Consider the following 15,390-nt stretch of genomic DNA (forward strand, 5'->3'; position numbering starts at 1 on the left):
AGGCGATGATAATTAATGTTATTTCATCTTAATCTTTTATATCATTTCAAGAAAGACCACTTATTAATAAATCCGTTTATTTGAATCAAGTACCCTTAAAATTTGTTCCGCATGACCCAAAATGCAATTTTTTTACTCGTAACTAACTGATATTCAGGTGTGGAGCTTTGGGTACTCATCATGGTGCACAAAACAGGAGCCTCAATGTGCTTGATTTATTGTTGCTTGCTTTTACCCTTTCAGGACAAGTAACGCAGCAGGTTTTCACCCATCATATATGCAAGTAATGGAGTTCGCCCTAATGGGGCGAAAGCAGAAGCTGTAATTATTTCCACTCCAAAATACGATTGAATACAAATTCTTCCGGGTTGGGCAGGAATTCCTTTGCTGCTTCGATATCATCTTCAGTAAGATAATGCAACATTTCGTATACGGTACTCACTTTATGCGAATTAATATTGACCAGCCGGGTTTTGATGCGGCCGTCAGCATCGCGAAGATCATCCAGGTAGAGCGGGATAACATCTTTTTCCGGTGATTGGCTTACCATACATTTTGTATGCCCGGCTTTGAAAAGTGTGTAAACGCCGCGGCCCAATTGTGATGTATAGCTAAGGTCAAACCCTATCGGTTTGGCGCAGCGCATGGCATAGCCCAATTCTACAGGTCTGGACTTATGATCAAGTTTAAGCTCCTTGATTTTGCGCATAACCAGTTGATTGAATATGTGGGCTTTACTCACCTGGTTGAGTTCCGGGTGGCCGTGGGCGTCGTATTCAAACTGAATGCCCGTGGCTTCCAGGTCGCTTTTCTCCAGAAAATGAAAAACCCCTTCGCTTATCATCGCTACGCCGTACCTGATGTTCATCAATCGGCGCTTCACAATGGATGATATTACCAGACGTACAATTTTGTCAATGGTAATAGCAGTTTTATTGAATATTTCAGGAATGATAATCATGGGGAAATGACAGGCAGCTCCAATTCCAAAAGCCAAATGGCCGGCTTCCCTGCCCATGGCACACATTACAAACCAGTTTTGCGATGTGCGTGCATCTTCATAAACAGTATTTCCAAGGGTTACACCCGTTTCTTTGGCTGTTTGATAACCAAAAGTGGGAACACCCTCAGGAAGCGGCAGGTCATTGTCGATAGTTTTTGGCACATGGATGCTTTTTACATCCAAATCTTGTGTTTGCAGATAATCGGCAAGGCGCGCGGCAGTTGATGCTGTATCGTCGCCACCTATGGAAACCAGTAAGCGCACATTGTGCTTTTTAAAGAAGCTGGCATCGAAATCGGCATCATTGGGTTTAAACCGGCTCATTTTTAGTGCTGAGCCTCCCTGATGAAAAATGCGATCGGCAAATTCAAAGTCGATGTCGACCGTTTGCCGGTCTTCGCTCAGGAGTCCTTTAAAACCTTCGTGCACACCAATTACGCGGTACCCGTTTTTGAGAAATACGCGGGCTGTGGTACTTACAACATTGTTTATACCCGGCGCGGGTCCTCCGCCACAAATTATCGCAATAGCTTCCTGCATGAGTTTATTTTTTTACAAAAATGGCTATTGCTTTTTATGTATGAAAATAAAAGGAGAGAATAATTTTAAAACAGTAAGGGCCCTGCTTAACGCAAAGGCCCTTATTGAATTTTTTTGTTTGTAGTAAACTATTCTAATCTTTAATTTAAAGCTTTCAATGCTTGTTCTGTTTTATTCAAAATAGGCTGCACAGAGAGCGGTTCGCCCACGGCTTCCATCATCCATTGCTTGGGTGTGAGGCGGCCTTGCTGGAAAATGCGTTGAACCTGACTGGCAAAATCCTTGTCGGCAATGTATTCCTCCAATTGGAATTCAATAATTTGCCCGAATGAATAGGCCGAAAGATACAGTGGGCTGGCAATCATGTGAGAATATATACCCTGCAGGGTTTCGTCTTTTTGCCCAAATACGGGAGCATAAAACTCGTTCCATACTTCTTTGGAGATACGCATCACAGCTTCTTTCAGGTCTGCTGCTGTGGCATCAGGGTTGGCATACAGCCACTTCCAAACACGTTGGTCTACAAGTCCTACACCCATAATTTCATAAAGGCTCCAACATTTGTCCAGCGTTCTCAGGTGTTCTTTATTGGGATTGCTAATAGACATGCCCAGAATTTCCAGGTCGCGGCTTTGGAACATGAAAGCCAGTGCTTCGGTGAAGGCTGTATTGGGCACTCCGCTCATCATGTAATAATCCACATCATAAAGCGAGATGGTTTGCTCTACATTGTGTCCAAACTCGTGTATGGCAATGTTGTAACCTTTATAGTTCATGCCCGATTCGGGAATGCGTGTACGCAAGTGTGCTTTTTCGCCTTTCATGCTGGCGCCCCAGGCATGGCCTGAACCGCGTGCCGGGTCAACGGCAATTTTATCAGCGAGGTATTTCGATTTATCATCGGAAAATCCCAGTTTTTGAAGAATTTCAGGTAACTCGTTCTCCATTGCCTGAGCATTAGGGAACCATTCTTGTGTTGCATCATTTAATTTGTCCTGGTCCAGGGAACTGCGTGTTTTGAATCCATCGTACCAAATGTCGAACGGTTCCAAATCGCGTCCCAGCCGCTTGCTGATTAATGCACCTACCTCTTTTAATACAGGCGATGAAATAAATTCTACAAATAGTTTTTCTGTTTCTTCCTGCGAAATTTCCATGCTGCCTGAGAATTTCCTTTTGATGTAGGTATCCAGCATGGGGTAATAATCATCCATGGCACTCAGGGCGTGGAACAGGTTAAGCATATGTTGATAACGTGTGTCAGGCTCTGCTTTTGCTTCCTTCGGCTCCCCGGCCAGGGTAACCTGATTGGTAAATGGATTCCATTCAGGCTCCTCATTGTTGATGACTGTTTTTGGAATACTTTGGTCCACAATGCGCTTCATTACACGGTACAAGGTGCGCTGCTTTTCCAGCCCGTTGGTTTTATCAGCATAGTTCGATTTAATTTCGTCGCGGATATTCCAGTGCGAGAGAAGCTTCATTCCTTCAGGGAAAAGTTTTTGGCCGTTTTCGCTGTGTAGCTGCCCGGCAAAAACATTGTAATCGGCAATGTAAATATCGGCGGCTGTTTCCTGCTCACTGTAATCCATTTTTAGGCTTGCTGGAACCCGTGCTGTAAAACGGTCGCCCATACGTGCATAAGCCCATTCTTTACGGTTCCAGTTGGCACCCAGCTTGTTTTTTTCTGCCAATATATACTGCGGAAAATTAAGCGTAACCATAAAGGCAATTTTGTTTTTGTACAAATCGCTCTTTACATGCGCTCCGGCACTGTAGGAGCCAAATTTTTCATCAACTTTGGTTACTTGCCCAATGTCCAGATGCAAGGGCTCAAGCAATTCCAGACTTATTTTATTAAAATGGCCGTCCAGAATCTCAAAATTTCTTGAGAACTTTTTGAACGCTAAGTGGCGAGCCTCTTCATCAGCAATAAAATTGGATTTGCAGAAATCCGAAAAAGCTTCACTATCTCCGTTCGCAGAAAACCAAAGTGAAGCTGTTTGTTCTACTCCACGGGCTATGCGTTCTTGATTGGCTCGCGGATGTGCTGTAGCGAGTGCTTTTACAACTTTATTAACGGTTTTTTCTGTGATGGCAGATTTAGGTTGGTCTGCATTTTTATTTTCTTGCTGGTTGCAGCTCATGGCAAACAGAATTGCAAGAATAGTGATGAATAAAATGGGACGTTTCATGTGTTTATATTTAATTTTATTGTTTTGAAGTGATATAACTTTTAAAATAGTTTTCTTATATGTTTATGGGTAAATTCCATGGCATACTCTTCCAGTTCGTTTACTGTTTTACGGTGTTTCTTGAGTTTCTCGATGTCTTCGTCCTTTTCATTTAATGGGTGGGCTGTTGGTTTGTGGTGAATCTGGGCTTTCGGGAATTTGTTAAGGCTTAAGTTGTGTGCCTCTTCTGTCAGGGTTATGATGTGATCAAACTTATCATTCTCTACTGAGTCGAGTGCTTGGCTTTTGTATTTAGTAATATCAATTACGGCTTCCATCATTGCTTTGGCAGCTATGAGGTTTAATTTTCCTGATTGTAGTCCCGCGCTTTTAATTTCAGCGTCTGATTTCGCATAGTACTTTAACCATCCTTCCAGGATGAGACCACGGGTTTCGTTTTTATCTGATAGTACCAGAATTTTCATTGTCATGAGGTAAAGTTAATATATCATTAGTGAAAATAAAAAAGTGTACGGGCATGTACAATAAAGTATAGTGAAATTGATTTCCCATTCATCTATGAAATATGTATTTTTACCTTCTAAAATCTAAGTTTGATGAGTGAAGAATTTGATATAAGGGCGCAAGGGGCTTCAGATGATCAGGATTTTGAGCAGCAGTTGCGGCCCTTTACATTTGATGATTTCCATGGCCAGGCCAAAATACTGGAGAACCTTCAGATATTTGTTCAGGCGGCAAAAATGCGTGGTGATGCGCTGGATCATGCGCTCTTGCACGGTCCTCCGGGACTGGGTAAAACCACACTGGCCAATATCATTGCCAATGAACTCAACGTGGGTTTTAAATTAACCAGTGGACCGGTATTGGATAAACCGGGCGATTTGGCCGGTATTCTTACAAGCCTCGAACCGCATGATGTACTCTTTATTGACGAGATTCACCGGCTGAATCCCATTGTGGAGGAATATTTGTATTCGGCCATGGAAGATTTTCGTATTGATATTGTAATAGACAAAGGGCCCAGCGCGCGTACCGTGCAGCTTAATCTGGAACCTTTTACCATGGTGGCAGCTACCACTCGCTCGGGGTTGCTCACCAGTCCCTTAAGAGCGCGGTTTGGAATTAATCTTCACCTCGAATATTACGATGCTGAGGTCATCAAACGCATTATTCATCGTTCTGCCGGCATTTTAAATATCCCAATTCATGACAATGCCGCCGAAGAGATTGCTTCCCGGAGCCGCGGTACGCCACGTATTGCCAACGCTCTGTTACGGCGCGTACGCGATTTTGCTCAGGTAAAAGGAACGGGTGATATTGATAAAAAAATTGCCATGTATTCGCTGGAGGCACTCAATATTGATAAATATGGCCTTGATGAAATGGATAACCGCATTCTGACTACCATCATTGATAAATTTCAGGGTGGCCCGGTCGGGTTAAATACAATTGGGACTGCAATAGGAGAGGATGCGGGTACAATAGAAGAAGTGTACGAACCTTTCCTGATAAAAGAGGGTTTTCTGAAACGTACACCAAGAGGGCGCGAAGCTACACCACTGGCCTATAAACATCTTGGAAAGATCGATCCTGCCAATCAGGGCTCGTTGTTTTAGTTTTATAAATTCTAAATCCCAAATTCCAGAAATTAACCTGCTCCTGTTAAAATTGGAGCTGATAAGTTACTGGCCTTTTGGGATTTGAAAAGCCAACTAACGTGTTAGCTTTTTGTACTTGATGCGTTTCGGAATGATTTCTCCGCCCATGCGTTTTCTCAGGTTATCTTCGTATTCTGAATAGCTTCCCTCGAAAAAGTGTACTTTCGATTCTCCTTCATATGCCAGAATGTGTGTGCAAATGCGGTCGAGGAACCACCGGTCGTGGGAAATTACCACGGCGCAGCCGGCAAAATGCTGAATGCCTTCTTCTAAAGCACGCAAGGTATTCACGTCAATGTCGTTGGTGGGCTCATCAAGTAACAATACGTTTGCTTCCGTCTTGAGTGTCATGGCAAGATGCAGTCGGTTTCGCTCACCACCGGAGAGCACACCAATCTTTTTTTGTTGGTCAGGTCCGCTGAAGTTAAAGCGACTGGTATAGGCACGGGCGTTAATACGCTGGCCACCCACCTCAATTTCTTCTTCGCCACCGCTGATTACTTCGTAAACCGTTTTTCCAGGATCGATATCTTCGTGCTGCTGGTCAACGTATCCAATTTGAACCGTTTCACCGAGTTTTATTTCTCCCGAAGTCGGTTGTTCTTCGCCCATAATCATGCGGAAAAGGGTTGTTTTACCTGCTCCATTGGGTCCAATAATACCTACAATGCCGGCTTGTGGTAATTCAAAGTTCAGGTCTTCAAAAAGCAGTTTGTCCTCGTAAGCTTTTGTTAGGTTAATGCCTTTTATGACCTCGCTCCCCAGGCGAGGTCCGTTAGGAATCGGGATTTCTACGTTTTTTTCTTTTTCTTTAATGTCTTCAGCAAGCATTGTCTCATAGTTGTTCAGGCGGGCTTTGCCTTTGCTTTGTCTGCCTTTGGGGCCCCGGCGCACCCATTCTAACTCGTTACTCAGGGCTCTTTGACGTTTCGACTCCTGCTTTTCTTCTTCCTGAAGGCGCTTCATTTTTTGTTCCAGCCACGATGAATAGTTCCCTTTGAATGGAATACCTTCGCCGCGGTCAAGTTCCAGAATCCAACCAGCAACATTGTCGAGGAAATACCGGTCGTGGGTTACGGCAATTACCGTACCCTTGTAGTGTTGCAGGTGCTGTTCGAGCCAGTGCACAGACTCGGCATCTAAGTGGTTTGTAGGCTCATCCAGCAACAGAATGTCAGGCTCCTGAAGCAACAAGCGCACAAGGGCTACACGTCGACGTTCTCCACCCGAGAGAATTTTTACCGGGGTGTCGCCCGAAGGTGTACGCAAAGCATCCATGGCCAATTCCAGTTTGGAATCCAAATCCCAGGCACCTACATGGTCGAGTTTTTCCTGTACTTCGCCCTGTCGCTTTACAAGTTTGTCCATTTTGTTCGGATCGTTCATTACTTCCTCATCCATAAATGCGGCATTGATCTGCTCGTATTCATTTAGTAAATCAACAGTATCCTGCGCACCTTCTTTTACAATATCCATTACGGTTTTCTCATCATCAAGATAGGGTTCCTGTGACAGATGACCAATAGAATAGCCGGGGGCATAATGTACCTCCCCTTCGTGTTCTTTATCCAATCCTGCAATTATGCGTAGCACAGTAGATTTTCCTGATCCGTTGAGACCAAGAATGCCAATTTTGGCACCATAAAAAAAAGAAAGATATATGTCTTTGAGAATTTGTTTTCCTTGTGGTGTTTTCTTACTCACGTTTACCATGGAGAAAATCACCTTTTTATCATCAGTACTCATGTTTTGTAATTTTTGATTGTGAGTGCAAAAGTAGTGATTTAAACAGCCGAAAGGAAATAACTCTGTGGATTTAAGTTGTGTTTATTTGGAATTTTATAATTTCGCTTAATATATACATTTTGCAATGAAAAAAGTTTGGATTTTTGTAACGCTGTTGGGTGTAATGGCCTGTAAACCAGTGTCTGAAAATAAAAATAGTAATGGAAACGGGTTGGCAAAACTGCCCGCTTTACCAGCTGTGACCATAAGCAAACCAAATAATGACAGTACAAAATGGCCCGTACTGCTGTTTTTTGATGCTCAGGCCAGGGGGGCGCAATTTGTGAAACGTTTTGCTACTCCTTTATCAGATGTTGGAGTAGGTGTGGTAGCATCTAATAGATGGAAAAATGGCATAAATGGCGAAAAATCGCAGAAAATTGTAAATAAAATGCTGCAAGAAGCTGCTGCCAATGGCGCTGATATGCAACAAATCTATGTTGCAGGTTTTAGTGGTGGCGCTCATTTGGTGCGTATGTTGTCACAATCCGCCAGGGCGGTGAAAGGAGTAATTACTATGGGTGCAGGCAACCCGCAAAAAACACCCGGGCAAATCCCTGAAGTAATGGTAACAGGAATGTCTGATTTCAACTTTCGCGATGTAATGCAATACCCAATGAGTGAACATTATGGTAAACCTGATTTATGCATGGTATTCGACGGAGGACATGAATGGGCACCGACTGAGGTTTTCGTTGCAGCTGTGAAATGGTGTATGCAACCCGGAAAAAAACTGTCCGCGATTAGTGCAGAACAAAAGTTACAGCAATTGAATCGTTATTTTTTATATAAGTCTTTGAAGCATTCAGAAAATCAAGTCTTTATGAGTGTTAACAAGGCGGTGCAGCAAACATTTGTGGATTTAAAAAAGGAGTTTGAGGCGGAACAAAAATGGCAAAATATATTAAGGACTAACTTTGTTAACAACAATAAAGCGTTCTGGCTCGAAAAATTACAAGAATTAGACTCGTCAGACAAAAGCAACTACTTTAGAGAACGGGTACGCGAATATATGAGCTTGTTGCAATTTATGGCGATCGACAATTATATCAGAGAACAGCAATTTTTAAAGGCCGAACAACGTTTGGCAATTTACAGAGCAATAGATCCCGAAAACCCGGACGTGGAGTTTTTGGCTGCGAAAATTTTGTTGTACAAGGGTGAATATGACCAAGCTATGAAAAAATTAAGTAAAGCTCTAAAAAAAGGATATGATAATTTTCAGGTATTAAGAAATAGTGAATTTTCAGAAAAATTGGCTAATAGAGAGGATTTTATATTAACTTTAAAACGAATTTATCCCAATTAAAAGACTTATTAACTAAACACAATTGATATTATGAGAAAAATTATGTTTTTTTTGGTTGCAGCCCTGTTCATGGTGGCCTGCCAAAGTGGAAACGATCAGAATAGTGGATCATCAGTTACCATAAATTATGATACTGAAAATGGTATTCCCGAACTATCTGCCACAACAGATGAAGCAGTGAAGTTGCAATATAATTTTACTGAAGGAGACTCTGCTCACATGATTATGGAGACAGAAATGAACATGGAAATGATGGGCCAAAAAATGCCTATGCACATGACAATGGAGAGTGATTATAAGATAAAAGAAGTTACAGAAAATGGCAATGCTAAAGTAGGTGTGGAATTTACACGGGTTGCAATTTCAATGGAAGGCCCGCAGCCTATGAAATTTGATTCTGATAACGAAGAAGACATGGCAAATAACCCAGCTGCTGCCGTTTTTACAGCATTACTCAACAAGGAGATTAGTTCAGAAATTACGCCTAAAGGAAAAGTGGTGGATATGAACATGGATGCCATTATGAATAATCTGCCAGAGGGACAGGGAGCTCAAATGAAAGCACAAATGGAGTCTATGTCTGACCAATTTGCACAGAATGCTTTTATTGCATTACCCGATGAACCTGTCAAAGAAGGCGATGTGTACGATGCCGGTGTAATAGAAACCGGAAGTCGAGGTATGAGCATGCAAGTTGATATGAAATATAAAGTGTTGAGTATTGGTGAAAATAAACGTTATGTGATTCTGGAGCCTAAGGGAGCGTTTGTTATGGAAAGCTTGCAGGAAGGTGTTGAGATGAAGGCTGAGGACAATACCATTGGTGGTTGGGTTTTATTTGACCTGAAGAAAGGTCTTCTTGAAAGATCTGATATGAAAATGGTGATGAATATGACCGCAAACCAGATGAAAATAATAATGAATATGAACATAAAAATGAGAATGGAATAATCCATTAATTAATTTTTTGGTTAAGTGCCTTGCAATGAGTTTTTTGTGAGGCGCTTTTTTGTTGGCTTAACTGTTTTCTCTCCATAAAATTGATATTCAGACTGGATTCTGTTTATTTTGTATTTCAAATTATGCAGTAATATTTGCAATAAAACATTCAAATGTGAAAACGACAATCGGAGTTATTGGTAGTGGAAGCTGGGGAACCGCCCTTGTGAATTTACTTACTCAAAATGGGTATCATGTAAACTGGTATGTGCAAACACAAGAAATCAGAGAGCATGTGTATGCCCATGGGCACAATCCACATTATTTATCATCTGCATACCTGAATATGTCGAAGCTCAGGGTAACAGTAAAGATTGATGATTTAATTGAAGCTTCCTCAATTATAATCCTGGTAGTGCCTTCAGCATTTTTACATGGTGTATTGTCGAAGTCAACCTATCCTTTAAAAGATAAAAAAGTAGTTTCTGCAATAAAAGGGATAATTCCCGAAACAAATGAGATTGTAGCCGATTATTTATTCAGAGAATTTGATGTACCCAGAGAACACTTTGCAATGATTGCAGGACCAAGCCATGCTGAAGAGGTTTCCTCAGAAAAATTGACCTATTTAACCGTAGCATCAGAACATGTCGATTTGGCCAAAGAAATAAAAGACTTGTTGTCTAATCACCACATCAATGTGAAGATTTCTCATGATATTGTAGGAACCGAATTTGCTGCAGTTGCCAAAAATGTGTATGCCATTGCTGCAGGGATTTATCATGGATTGGGGTATGGTGATAATTTTCAGGCAGTATTGGTTTGTAACGCAACCCAGGAAATGCGCGAATTTATGTCGAAAGTGTGCCGCGTAAACGCAGATATTGTTGAATCGGCTTATCTTGGTGATTTACTGGTAACCATGTATTCGCAATATAGCCGTAATCGTAATTTTGGAGTAATGATTGGTAAGGGGTACAGCGTAAAATATGCACGAATGGAAATGTTGCAAATTGCCGAAGGTTACTATGGTGCCAAAGGTCTGGCGCATTTTATGGAGAAATTGAATATCGATATGCCCATTGCACATGCTGTGTTTGAAGTGCTATACAATGGCAAAGCAGCAGCAACCCTCTTCTCCGAATTGACTAATGAATTGTCGTAACTTCTGCAATCAAACTTATTGATTGTGCTGTAATGATTTTTTCTTTTTGAACTACTTTTTTTATATCTTCGTTATATGACCGAAAAGCATAGCTCTGGTTATCGTTACATAGTTATCGAAGGGAATATAGGTGCCGGAAAAACCACCCTCACCGATGCTTTCTGCCGGCATTTTAACGCAAAAGGAATTTATGAACAATTTGTGGACAATCCTTTTTTGCCCTTGTTTTACGAAAATCAGAAAAAATATGCCCTTCAACTGGAATTGTCTTTTCTCGTAGAGCGCTTCAAACAATTAAAAGAAGAGTTGGAGAGCAGCCTGTTTCACGATGCAATTGTTGCAGACTATTACCTGAAAAAGTCTTTGGTGTTTGCTTCAACAACCCTGAGCGAGGATGATTTTAAGTTATACAAACGTATATTTCACTCCATGACCAATACCCTGCCGGAACCGGACTTGCTTATTTTTCTCCACCAAAATCCTGAACAATTATTAAAAAATATTGCGCAGAGAGGAAGAACTTATGAGAGCAATATTTCCCGCACATATCTCGACCAAATACAACAAAGTTATTTCCGCTTTTTCAAACAAGTTTCAGCTTTCCCCATAGTAATTGTCGACTGTCAAAGCATAGATTTTGTTATTGATGATGATTATTTAAGTAAGCTACTCGAAATACCAAAGCATTCATTTAATAAAGGTTTCAATATATTTGAACTGAACAAATAGCAATCAGGAAAAATAAATCATAAATTTTAAAATATCTGAAAATGAGAAAACTTACACTTTTAGTCTTCGTTTTAGGCCTTTTTTCTATTTCCTCTCACGCACAGGATAAAAGCGACTGGAAAGGCGGGTACCCCGAAGGTTGTACCTCCATTACAGTTGGTAAAAATGCCAGTGCTGATGGTTCTGTTATGACTTCGCATACAGACGACAGCCACCGGACCAGAAGCTGGATGGATATTGTTCCGGCACAGAATCACAAACCCAGTGAGCGATTTACTGTATACAAACGTGAATCGACTGATTCACTCGCAATGCCTGCATACGCGCATATTCCAATCGGAAGCATTCCGCAGGCAGAGCATACGTATCAGTTCATTAATACGGCCTATCCTTGTATGAATGAGCATCAGCTTGCAATTGGAGAATCTACTTTTGGTGGCCGTGAGGAGCTGTTTAGTAAAGAAAGCAAGATAGATTGTCAGCGGTTGGTGCAATTAATGTTAGAACGGGCAACCACCGCAAGGCAAGCCATAAAACTTGCCCGTAGGCTGCTGGCTCAACATGGATGGCGCGATTATGGTGAAGCCCTTACCATTGCAGATCCAAAAGAAGTATGGCACTTTGAGGTTGTAGGGCCGGGCAAAGGAAATGTTGGTGCTATTTGGGTGGCGCAGCGAGTACCCGATGGCCATATTTCTGTTAACGCCAATGCTTCGACCATTAAGGAAATTGATCTGGAGAAGACCGACTATTTTAAGGCATCAGAAAATATCTACAGCTATGCCAAAGAACAAGGTTGGTGGCAAGAAGACGAAACTTTTCGTTTTTGTGATGTGTATGCACCGGGAAGTCGAAAGTCTGTTGCTTCGAGAAGACGCGAATGGCGTGTATTTGACCTGTTGGCCCCTTCACTCAACCTGAGTCCCACATCAGAAAACTATCCGTTTTCAGTAAAACCAGATAAAAAAGTATCCGTTGAAGATATGCGGCGCGTGTTTAAAGATTACTATCAGGGTACTCCATACGATATGCGCCGGAATATCACTACAACCAATGAAGAGGGGGAAACTGTAATATCGCCTTTGGCAAACCCTTTTCTGCCTTATGACCAGTTAGATATCGATGATGTAAGTGGTGGATGGTACCATACCAGTGATGATGGACATATTCGTTTCCTCGGGGAACGTACAATCGCTCGTTGGTACACTATGTACGGAACTATTACGCAGAGCCGCGACTGGCTCCCAGATGATGTAGGTGGTGTTGTCTGGTTAGCCCAGGATAATATCGCTTCTTCCGTCTATATTCCGGTGTATTGTGGAGCTACAGATTTACCAAAATCTTATAAAACACCGGGCCGAATTAATGGCTATACCCGTGAATCAGCCTGGTGGGCCTTTAATCGCCTTGGAACTTTGGCTGCCCAAAGATGGGGCGATATGCATAAAGATTTAGACACTGTTTGGAATCCCATGCAAAAAGAATTTATCGAGGAACTAAAAGCCACAGATGAAAAGGCAGCAAGTATCAAGAATGAAGAGGCACGCCGTGAGTTTTTAACTGAATATGTAATAGAAAAAGGCGAAAAAGTAGTGAAGAAAGCCTGGGAATTAGGCGATTATTTGTGGACCAAATACGATGAGAAATTTTAATCATATACCTACTGAGCGCAACTGTTTTATTGCATTAAACTTTATTTGATGACCTGAAAATGTAGCAAAACATTTTAAACACTTGTAGGGAATAATAAATCCAATACATCATGAAAAAATTCACAAAACAAGAAGCATTAGATTATCACTCCTCCGGAAGACCCGGAAAAATTGAAGTGATTCCGACCAAACCGAATAGTACGCAGTATGATTTATCCTTAGCCTATTCTCCCGGGGTGGCTGAACCTTGCCGGGAAATTGAAAAAAATCCCGATGATGTTTATAAATATACAGCCGCAGGTAATTTAGTAGCTGTTATTTCAAATGGAACGGCTGTTTTGGGAATCGGCGATATTGGCGCAAGTGCCTCAAAGCCGGTAATGGAAGGTAAAGGCCTCCTTTTTAAAACTTTTGCTGATGTAGATGTTTTTGATATCGAAATTGATGAGAAAGACCCGGATAAGTTAGTAGAACATATTAAAGCCATAGCCCCAACTTTTGGGGGTATCAATCTTGAAGATATTAAAGCTCCCGAATGCTTTTATGTAGAGAAACGGCTGAAAGAGGAGTTAGATATTCCCGTAATGCACGATGACCAGCACGGTACGGCTATTATCTCAGGTGCCGGGCTTTTGAATGCATTGGAAATTGGTGGGAAAAAGATCGATCAGATAAAGCTGGTAGCTAATGGAGCCGGTGCTTCAGCCATTGCCTGTTTGCGTATTTATAAAGCACTTGGTGTTAATCCGGATAATATTGTGATGTGCGATAGTAAAGGTGTTGTGCGTAAAGACAGGCAGAAGCTAAGCGAACAAAAAAAGGAATTTGCTACCAGTCGAGATGTTCATACCCTTGAAGATGCCATGAAGGATGCCGATATGTTTCTTGGCTTATCTGTTGGCAATGTCCTTTCAAAAGAAATGGTAAGGAGTATGGCCAGTGACCCCATTGTTTTTGCCATGGCCAATCCTGATCCGGAAATCACATGGGAAGATGCACATGATGCAAGAAATGATTTGATGATGGCTACCGGCCGTTCTGACTACCCAAACCAGGTCAATAATGTGTTGGGATTTCCATATATTTTCAGAGGTGCTCTCGACGTCAGGTCAACGGATATTAATGAGGATATGAAAATTGCAGCAGTGTATGCACTGGCAAATCTTGCTAAGAAATCTGTTCCCGAGGAGGTCAATAAAGCCTACAACCTTAAAGGAATAACTTTTAGTAAGGAATATATTATTCCCAAACCAAACGATCCGCGATTGATTACTGAAATAGCTCCAGCTGTGGCAAAGGCAGCAATGGACTCCGGCGTGGCTCGCACGCCTATTGAAAACTGGGAAGAGTATGAAGCAGAATTGCGTCGCCGTGCTGGACTCGAAAATAAGCTGGTTAAGCAGGTTTATGAACAAGCAAAACAAGATCCTAAACGGGTTGTGCTTTCACAAGCTGATAGTTATGAGGTTATTCGTGCAGCACTCATGGCCAAGGAACAGCAAATTGCTGAACCCATCATAGTTGGAAATACCACAAAAATAAAGCAAATCGCTGAAGAGTATCATTTAGATATATCAAAACTGAAACTCATCGACAATGTTTGTCAGGGTGAGGAGGAACGCAGAGAATATTTTGCAAAGCAGCTGTTTGCTTTACGGCAGCGTAAGGGCATTAGCCTAAATGCGGCCTATCGGCTAATGAGTAATTGCGACTATTACGGAGCTATGATGCTTGAAACCGGGCAGGCAGATGCTTTTATAACAGGTCAAAAAACTAAGTATGGAGAATCACTTCGCCCCGTTATTGAACTTGTTGGTGCCCGCGAAGGTGTTAACAGGGTAGCCAGTATGTATATTGTACTTACAAAGCAAGGTCCCTTGTTTCTTGCAGATGTAGCCGTAAATAGAGAGCCTAATGCTCAAACACTGGCCGATATTACGGTTCTGGCAGCAGAAGAAATTCAAAAATTAGGTTTTAACCCACACATTGCAATGCTATCTTATTCAAATTTTGGTTCAGTGAGTGGCGGTAGCCCTGCAAAAGTAAGAGAGGCTGTTAAAATACTGCATAAAAATTACCCTGATTTGGTCGTAGATGGTGAGATGCAGGCTAACTTTGCCCTAAACCCGGAATTAATTACTAAACGGTATCCATTTAGTAAACTTGTGGGTCGCCAAATCAACACCCTTATTTTCCCTAACCTAAGCTCTGGTAATATTGCTTATAAGCTCATTAGTGGTGTATCTGATGCTGAACTTATCGGACCCATTTTGTTGGGAACGCGTAAGCCTGCACATGTGTTGCAACTCGAAAGCAGTATCAATGAAATTATAAGAATGATTAGCGTGGCAGTGGTTGATGCACAGTTTTATCAAAGAGGAAGTAAGCACCACTTGTTGTAAATTGCTACAGTTG

General features: G+C 41.7%; 11 protein-coding genes. 7 read left to right on the forward strand and 4 right to left on the reverse strand.

Annotation, left to right across the window (positions count from 1 at the left end; genetic code table 11):
- Nucleotides 1-325: 325 nt before the first annotated feature.
- The 3 genes from ACTB0Y_RS12535 to ACTB0Y_RS12545 form a co-directional block, all read right to left on the reverse strand.
- Nucleotides 326-1,543 carry a 6-phosphofructokinase gene (locus tag ACTB0Y_RS12535; RefSeq protein WP_463207170.1) on the reverse strand — a complete coding sequence of 406 codons (1,218 nt, stop codon included), beginning with the start codon at nucleotides 1,541-1,543 and terminating at the stop codon, nucleotides 326-328.
- A gap of 140 nt (nucleotides 1,544-1,683) precedes the next feature.
- Nucleotides 1,684-3,738, reverse strand: a complete 2,055-nt coding sequence (locus ACTB0Y_RS12540; RefSeq protein WP_463207171.1) for a hypothetical protein — start codon at nucleotides 3,736-3,738, stop codon at nucleotides 1,684-1,686.
- A 41-nt stretch (nucleotides 3,739-3,779) separates the two neighbouring features.
- Nucleotides 3,780-4,208, reverse strand: coding sequence for a low molecular weight phosphatase family protein (locus ACTB0Y_RS12545; RefSeq protein ID WP_463207172.1), 429 nt, complete (start codon nucleotides 4,206-4,208; stop codon nucleotides 3,780-3,782).
- Nucleotides 4,209-4,334: 126 nt separating this feature from the next.
- On the opposite strand from ACTB0Y_RS12545, the gene ruvB reads away from it, so the two are divergent.
- Nucleotides 4,335-5,354 carry a Holliday junction branch migration DNA helicase RuvB gene (gene ruvB / locus ACTB0Y_RS12550; protein WP_463207173.1) on the forward strand — a complete coding sequence of 340 codons (1,020 nt, stop codon included), beginning with the start codon at nucleotides 4,335-4,337 and terminating at the stop codon, nucleotides 5,352-5,354.
- A 96-nt stretch (nucleotides 5,355-5,450) separates the two neighbouring features.
- On the opposite strand, the gene ettA is transcribed toward ruvB, so the two are convergent.
- Nucleotides 5,451-7,142, reverse strand: a complete 1,692-nt coding sequence (gene ettA / locus ACTB0Y_RS12555; RefSeq protein WP_463207174.1) for an energy-dependent translational throttle protein EttA — start codon at nucleotides 7,140-7,142, stop codon at nucleotides 5,451-5,453.
- A 178-nt stretch (nucleotides 7,143-7,320) separates the two neighbouring features.
- Here ettA and ACTB0Y_RS12560 point away from each other — a divergent pair, with 178 nt between their 5' ends.
- The 6 genes from ACTB0Y_RS12560 to ACTB0Y_RS12585 all read left to right on the forward strand — a co-directional run bounded on the left by ACTB0Y_RS12560 (nucleotide 7,321) and on the right by ACTB0Y_RS12585 (nucleotide 15,377).
- On the forward strand, nucleotides 7,321-8,490 hold the full coding sequence (locus ACTB0Y_RS12560) for a hypothetical protein (RefSeq protein ID WP_463207175.1): 1,170 nt from the start codon (nucleotides 7,321-7,323) through the stop codon (nucleotides 8,488-8,490).
- 30 nt (nucleotides 8,491-8,520) lie between these two features.
- Nucleotides 8,521-9,441 (forward strand): DUF6263 family protein, encoded by a 921-nt coding sequence (locus ACTB0Y_RS12565; RefSeq protein WP_463207176.1) that lies wholly within the window; start codon nucleotides 8,521-8,523, stop codon nucleotides 9,439-9,441.
- 163 nt (nucleotides 9,442-9,604) lie between these two features.
- Nucleotides 9,605-10,594, forward strand: coding sequence for an NAD(P)H-dependent glycerol-3-phosphate dehydrogenase (locus ACTB0Y_RS12570; RefSeq protein WP_463207177.1), 990 nt, complete (start codon nucleotides 9,605-9,607; stop codon nucleotides 10,592-10,594).
- 75 nt (nucleotides 10,595-10,669) lie between these two features.
- Nucleotides 10,670-11,323: a deoxynucleoside kinase gene (locus ACTB0Y_RS12575; protein ID WP_463207178.1), complete on the forward strand. Its 654-nt coding sequence runs from the start codon at nucleotides 10,670-10,672 to the stop codon at nucleotides 11,321-11,323.
- Between the two features lie 41 nt (nucleotides 11,324-11,364).
- Nucleotides 11,365-12,975, forward strand: a complete 1,611-nt coding sequence (locus ACTB0Y_RS12580; protein ID WP_463207179.1) for a dipeptidase — start codon at nucleotides 11,365-11,367, stop codon at nucleotides 12,973-12,975.
- A 110-nt stretch (nucleotides 12,976-13,085) separates the two neighbouring features.
- On the forward strand, nucleotides 13,086-15,377 hold the full coding sequence (locus ACTB0Y_RS12585; RefSeq protein ID WP_463207180.1) for an NADP-dependent malic enzyme: 2,292 nt from the start codon (nucleotides 13,086-13,088) through the stop codon (nucleotides 15,375-15,377).
- The last annotated feature ends 13 nt before the right edge of the window (nucleotides 15,378-15,390 follow it).

Source organism: Salinivirga sp. (genome assembly GCF_055145285.1).

Coding starts and splice junctions, on each gene's coding strand:
- ettA (WP_463207174.1), bottom strand. CDS start 7,142: ATGAGTACTGATGATAAAAAGGTGATTTTCTCCATGGTAAACGTGAGT.
- ACTB0Y_RS12540 (WP_463207171.1), bottom strand. CDS start 3,738: ATGAAACGTCCCATTTTATTCATCACTATTCTTGCAATTCTGTTTGCC.
- ACTB0Y_RS12545 (WP_463207172.1), bottom strand. CDS start 4,208: ATGACAATGAAAATTCTGGTACTATCAGATAAAAACGAAACCCGTGGT.
- ACTB0Y_RS12535 (WP_463207170.1), bottom strand. CDS start 1,543: ATGCAGGAAGCTATTGCGATAATTTGTGGCGGAGGACCCGCGCCGGGT.
- ACTB0Y_RS12580 (WP_463207179.1), top strand. CDS start 11,365: ATGAGAAAACTTACACTTTTAGTCTTCGTTTTAGGCCTTTTTTCTATT.
- ACTB0Y_RS12585 (WP_463207180.1), top strand. CDS start 13,086: ATGAAAAAATTCACAAAACAAGAAGCATTAGATTATCACTCCTCCGGA.
- ruvB (WP_463207173.1), top strand. CDS start 4,335: ATGAGTGAAGAATTTGATATAAGGGCGCAAGGGGCTTCAGATGATCAG.
- ACTB0Y_RS12565 (WP_463207176.1), top strand. CDS start 8,521: ATGAGAAAAATTATGTTTTTTTTGGTTGCAGCCCTGTTCATGGTGGCC.
- ACTB0Y_RS12575 (WP_463207178.1), top strand. CDS start 10,670: ATGACCGAAAAGCATAGCTCTGGTTATCGTTACATAGTTATCGAAGGG.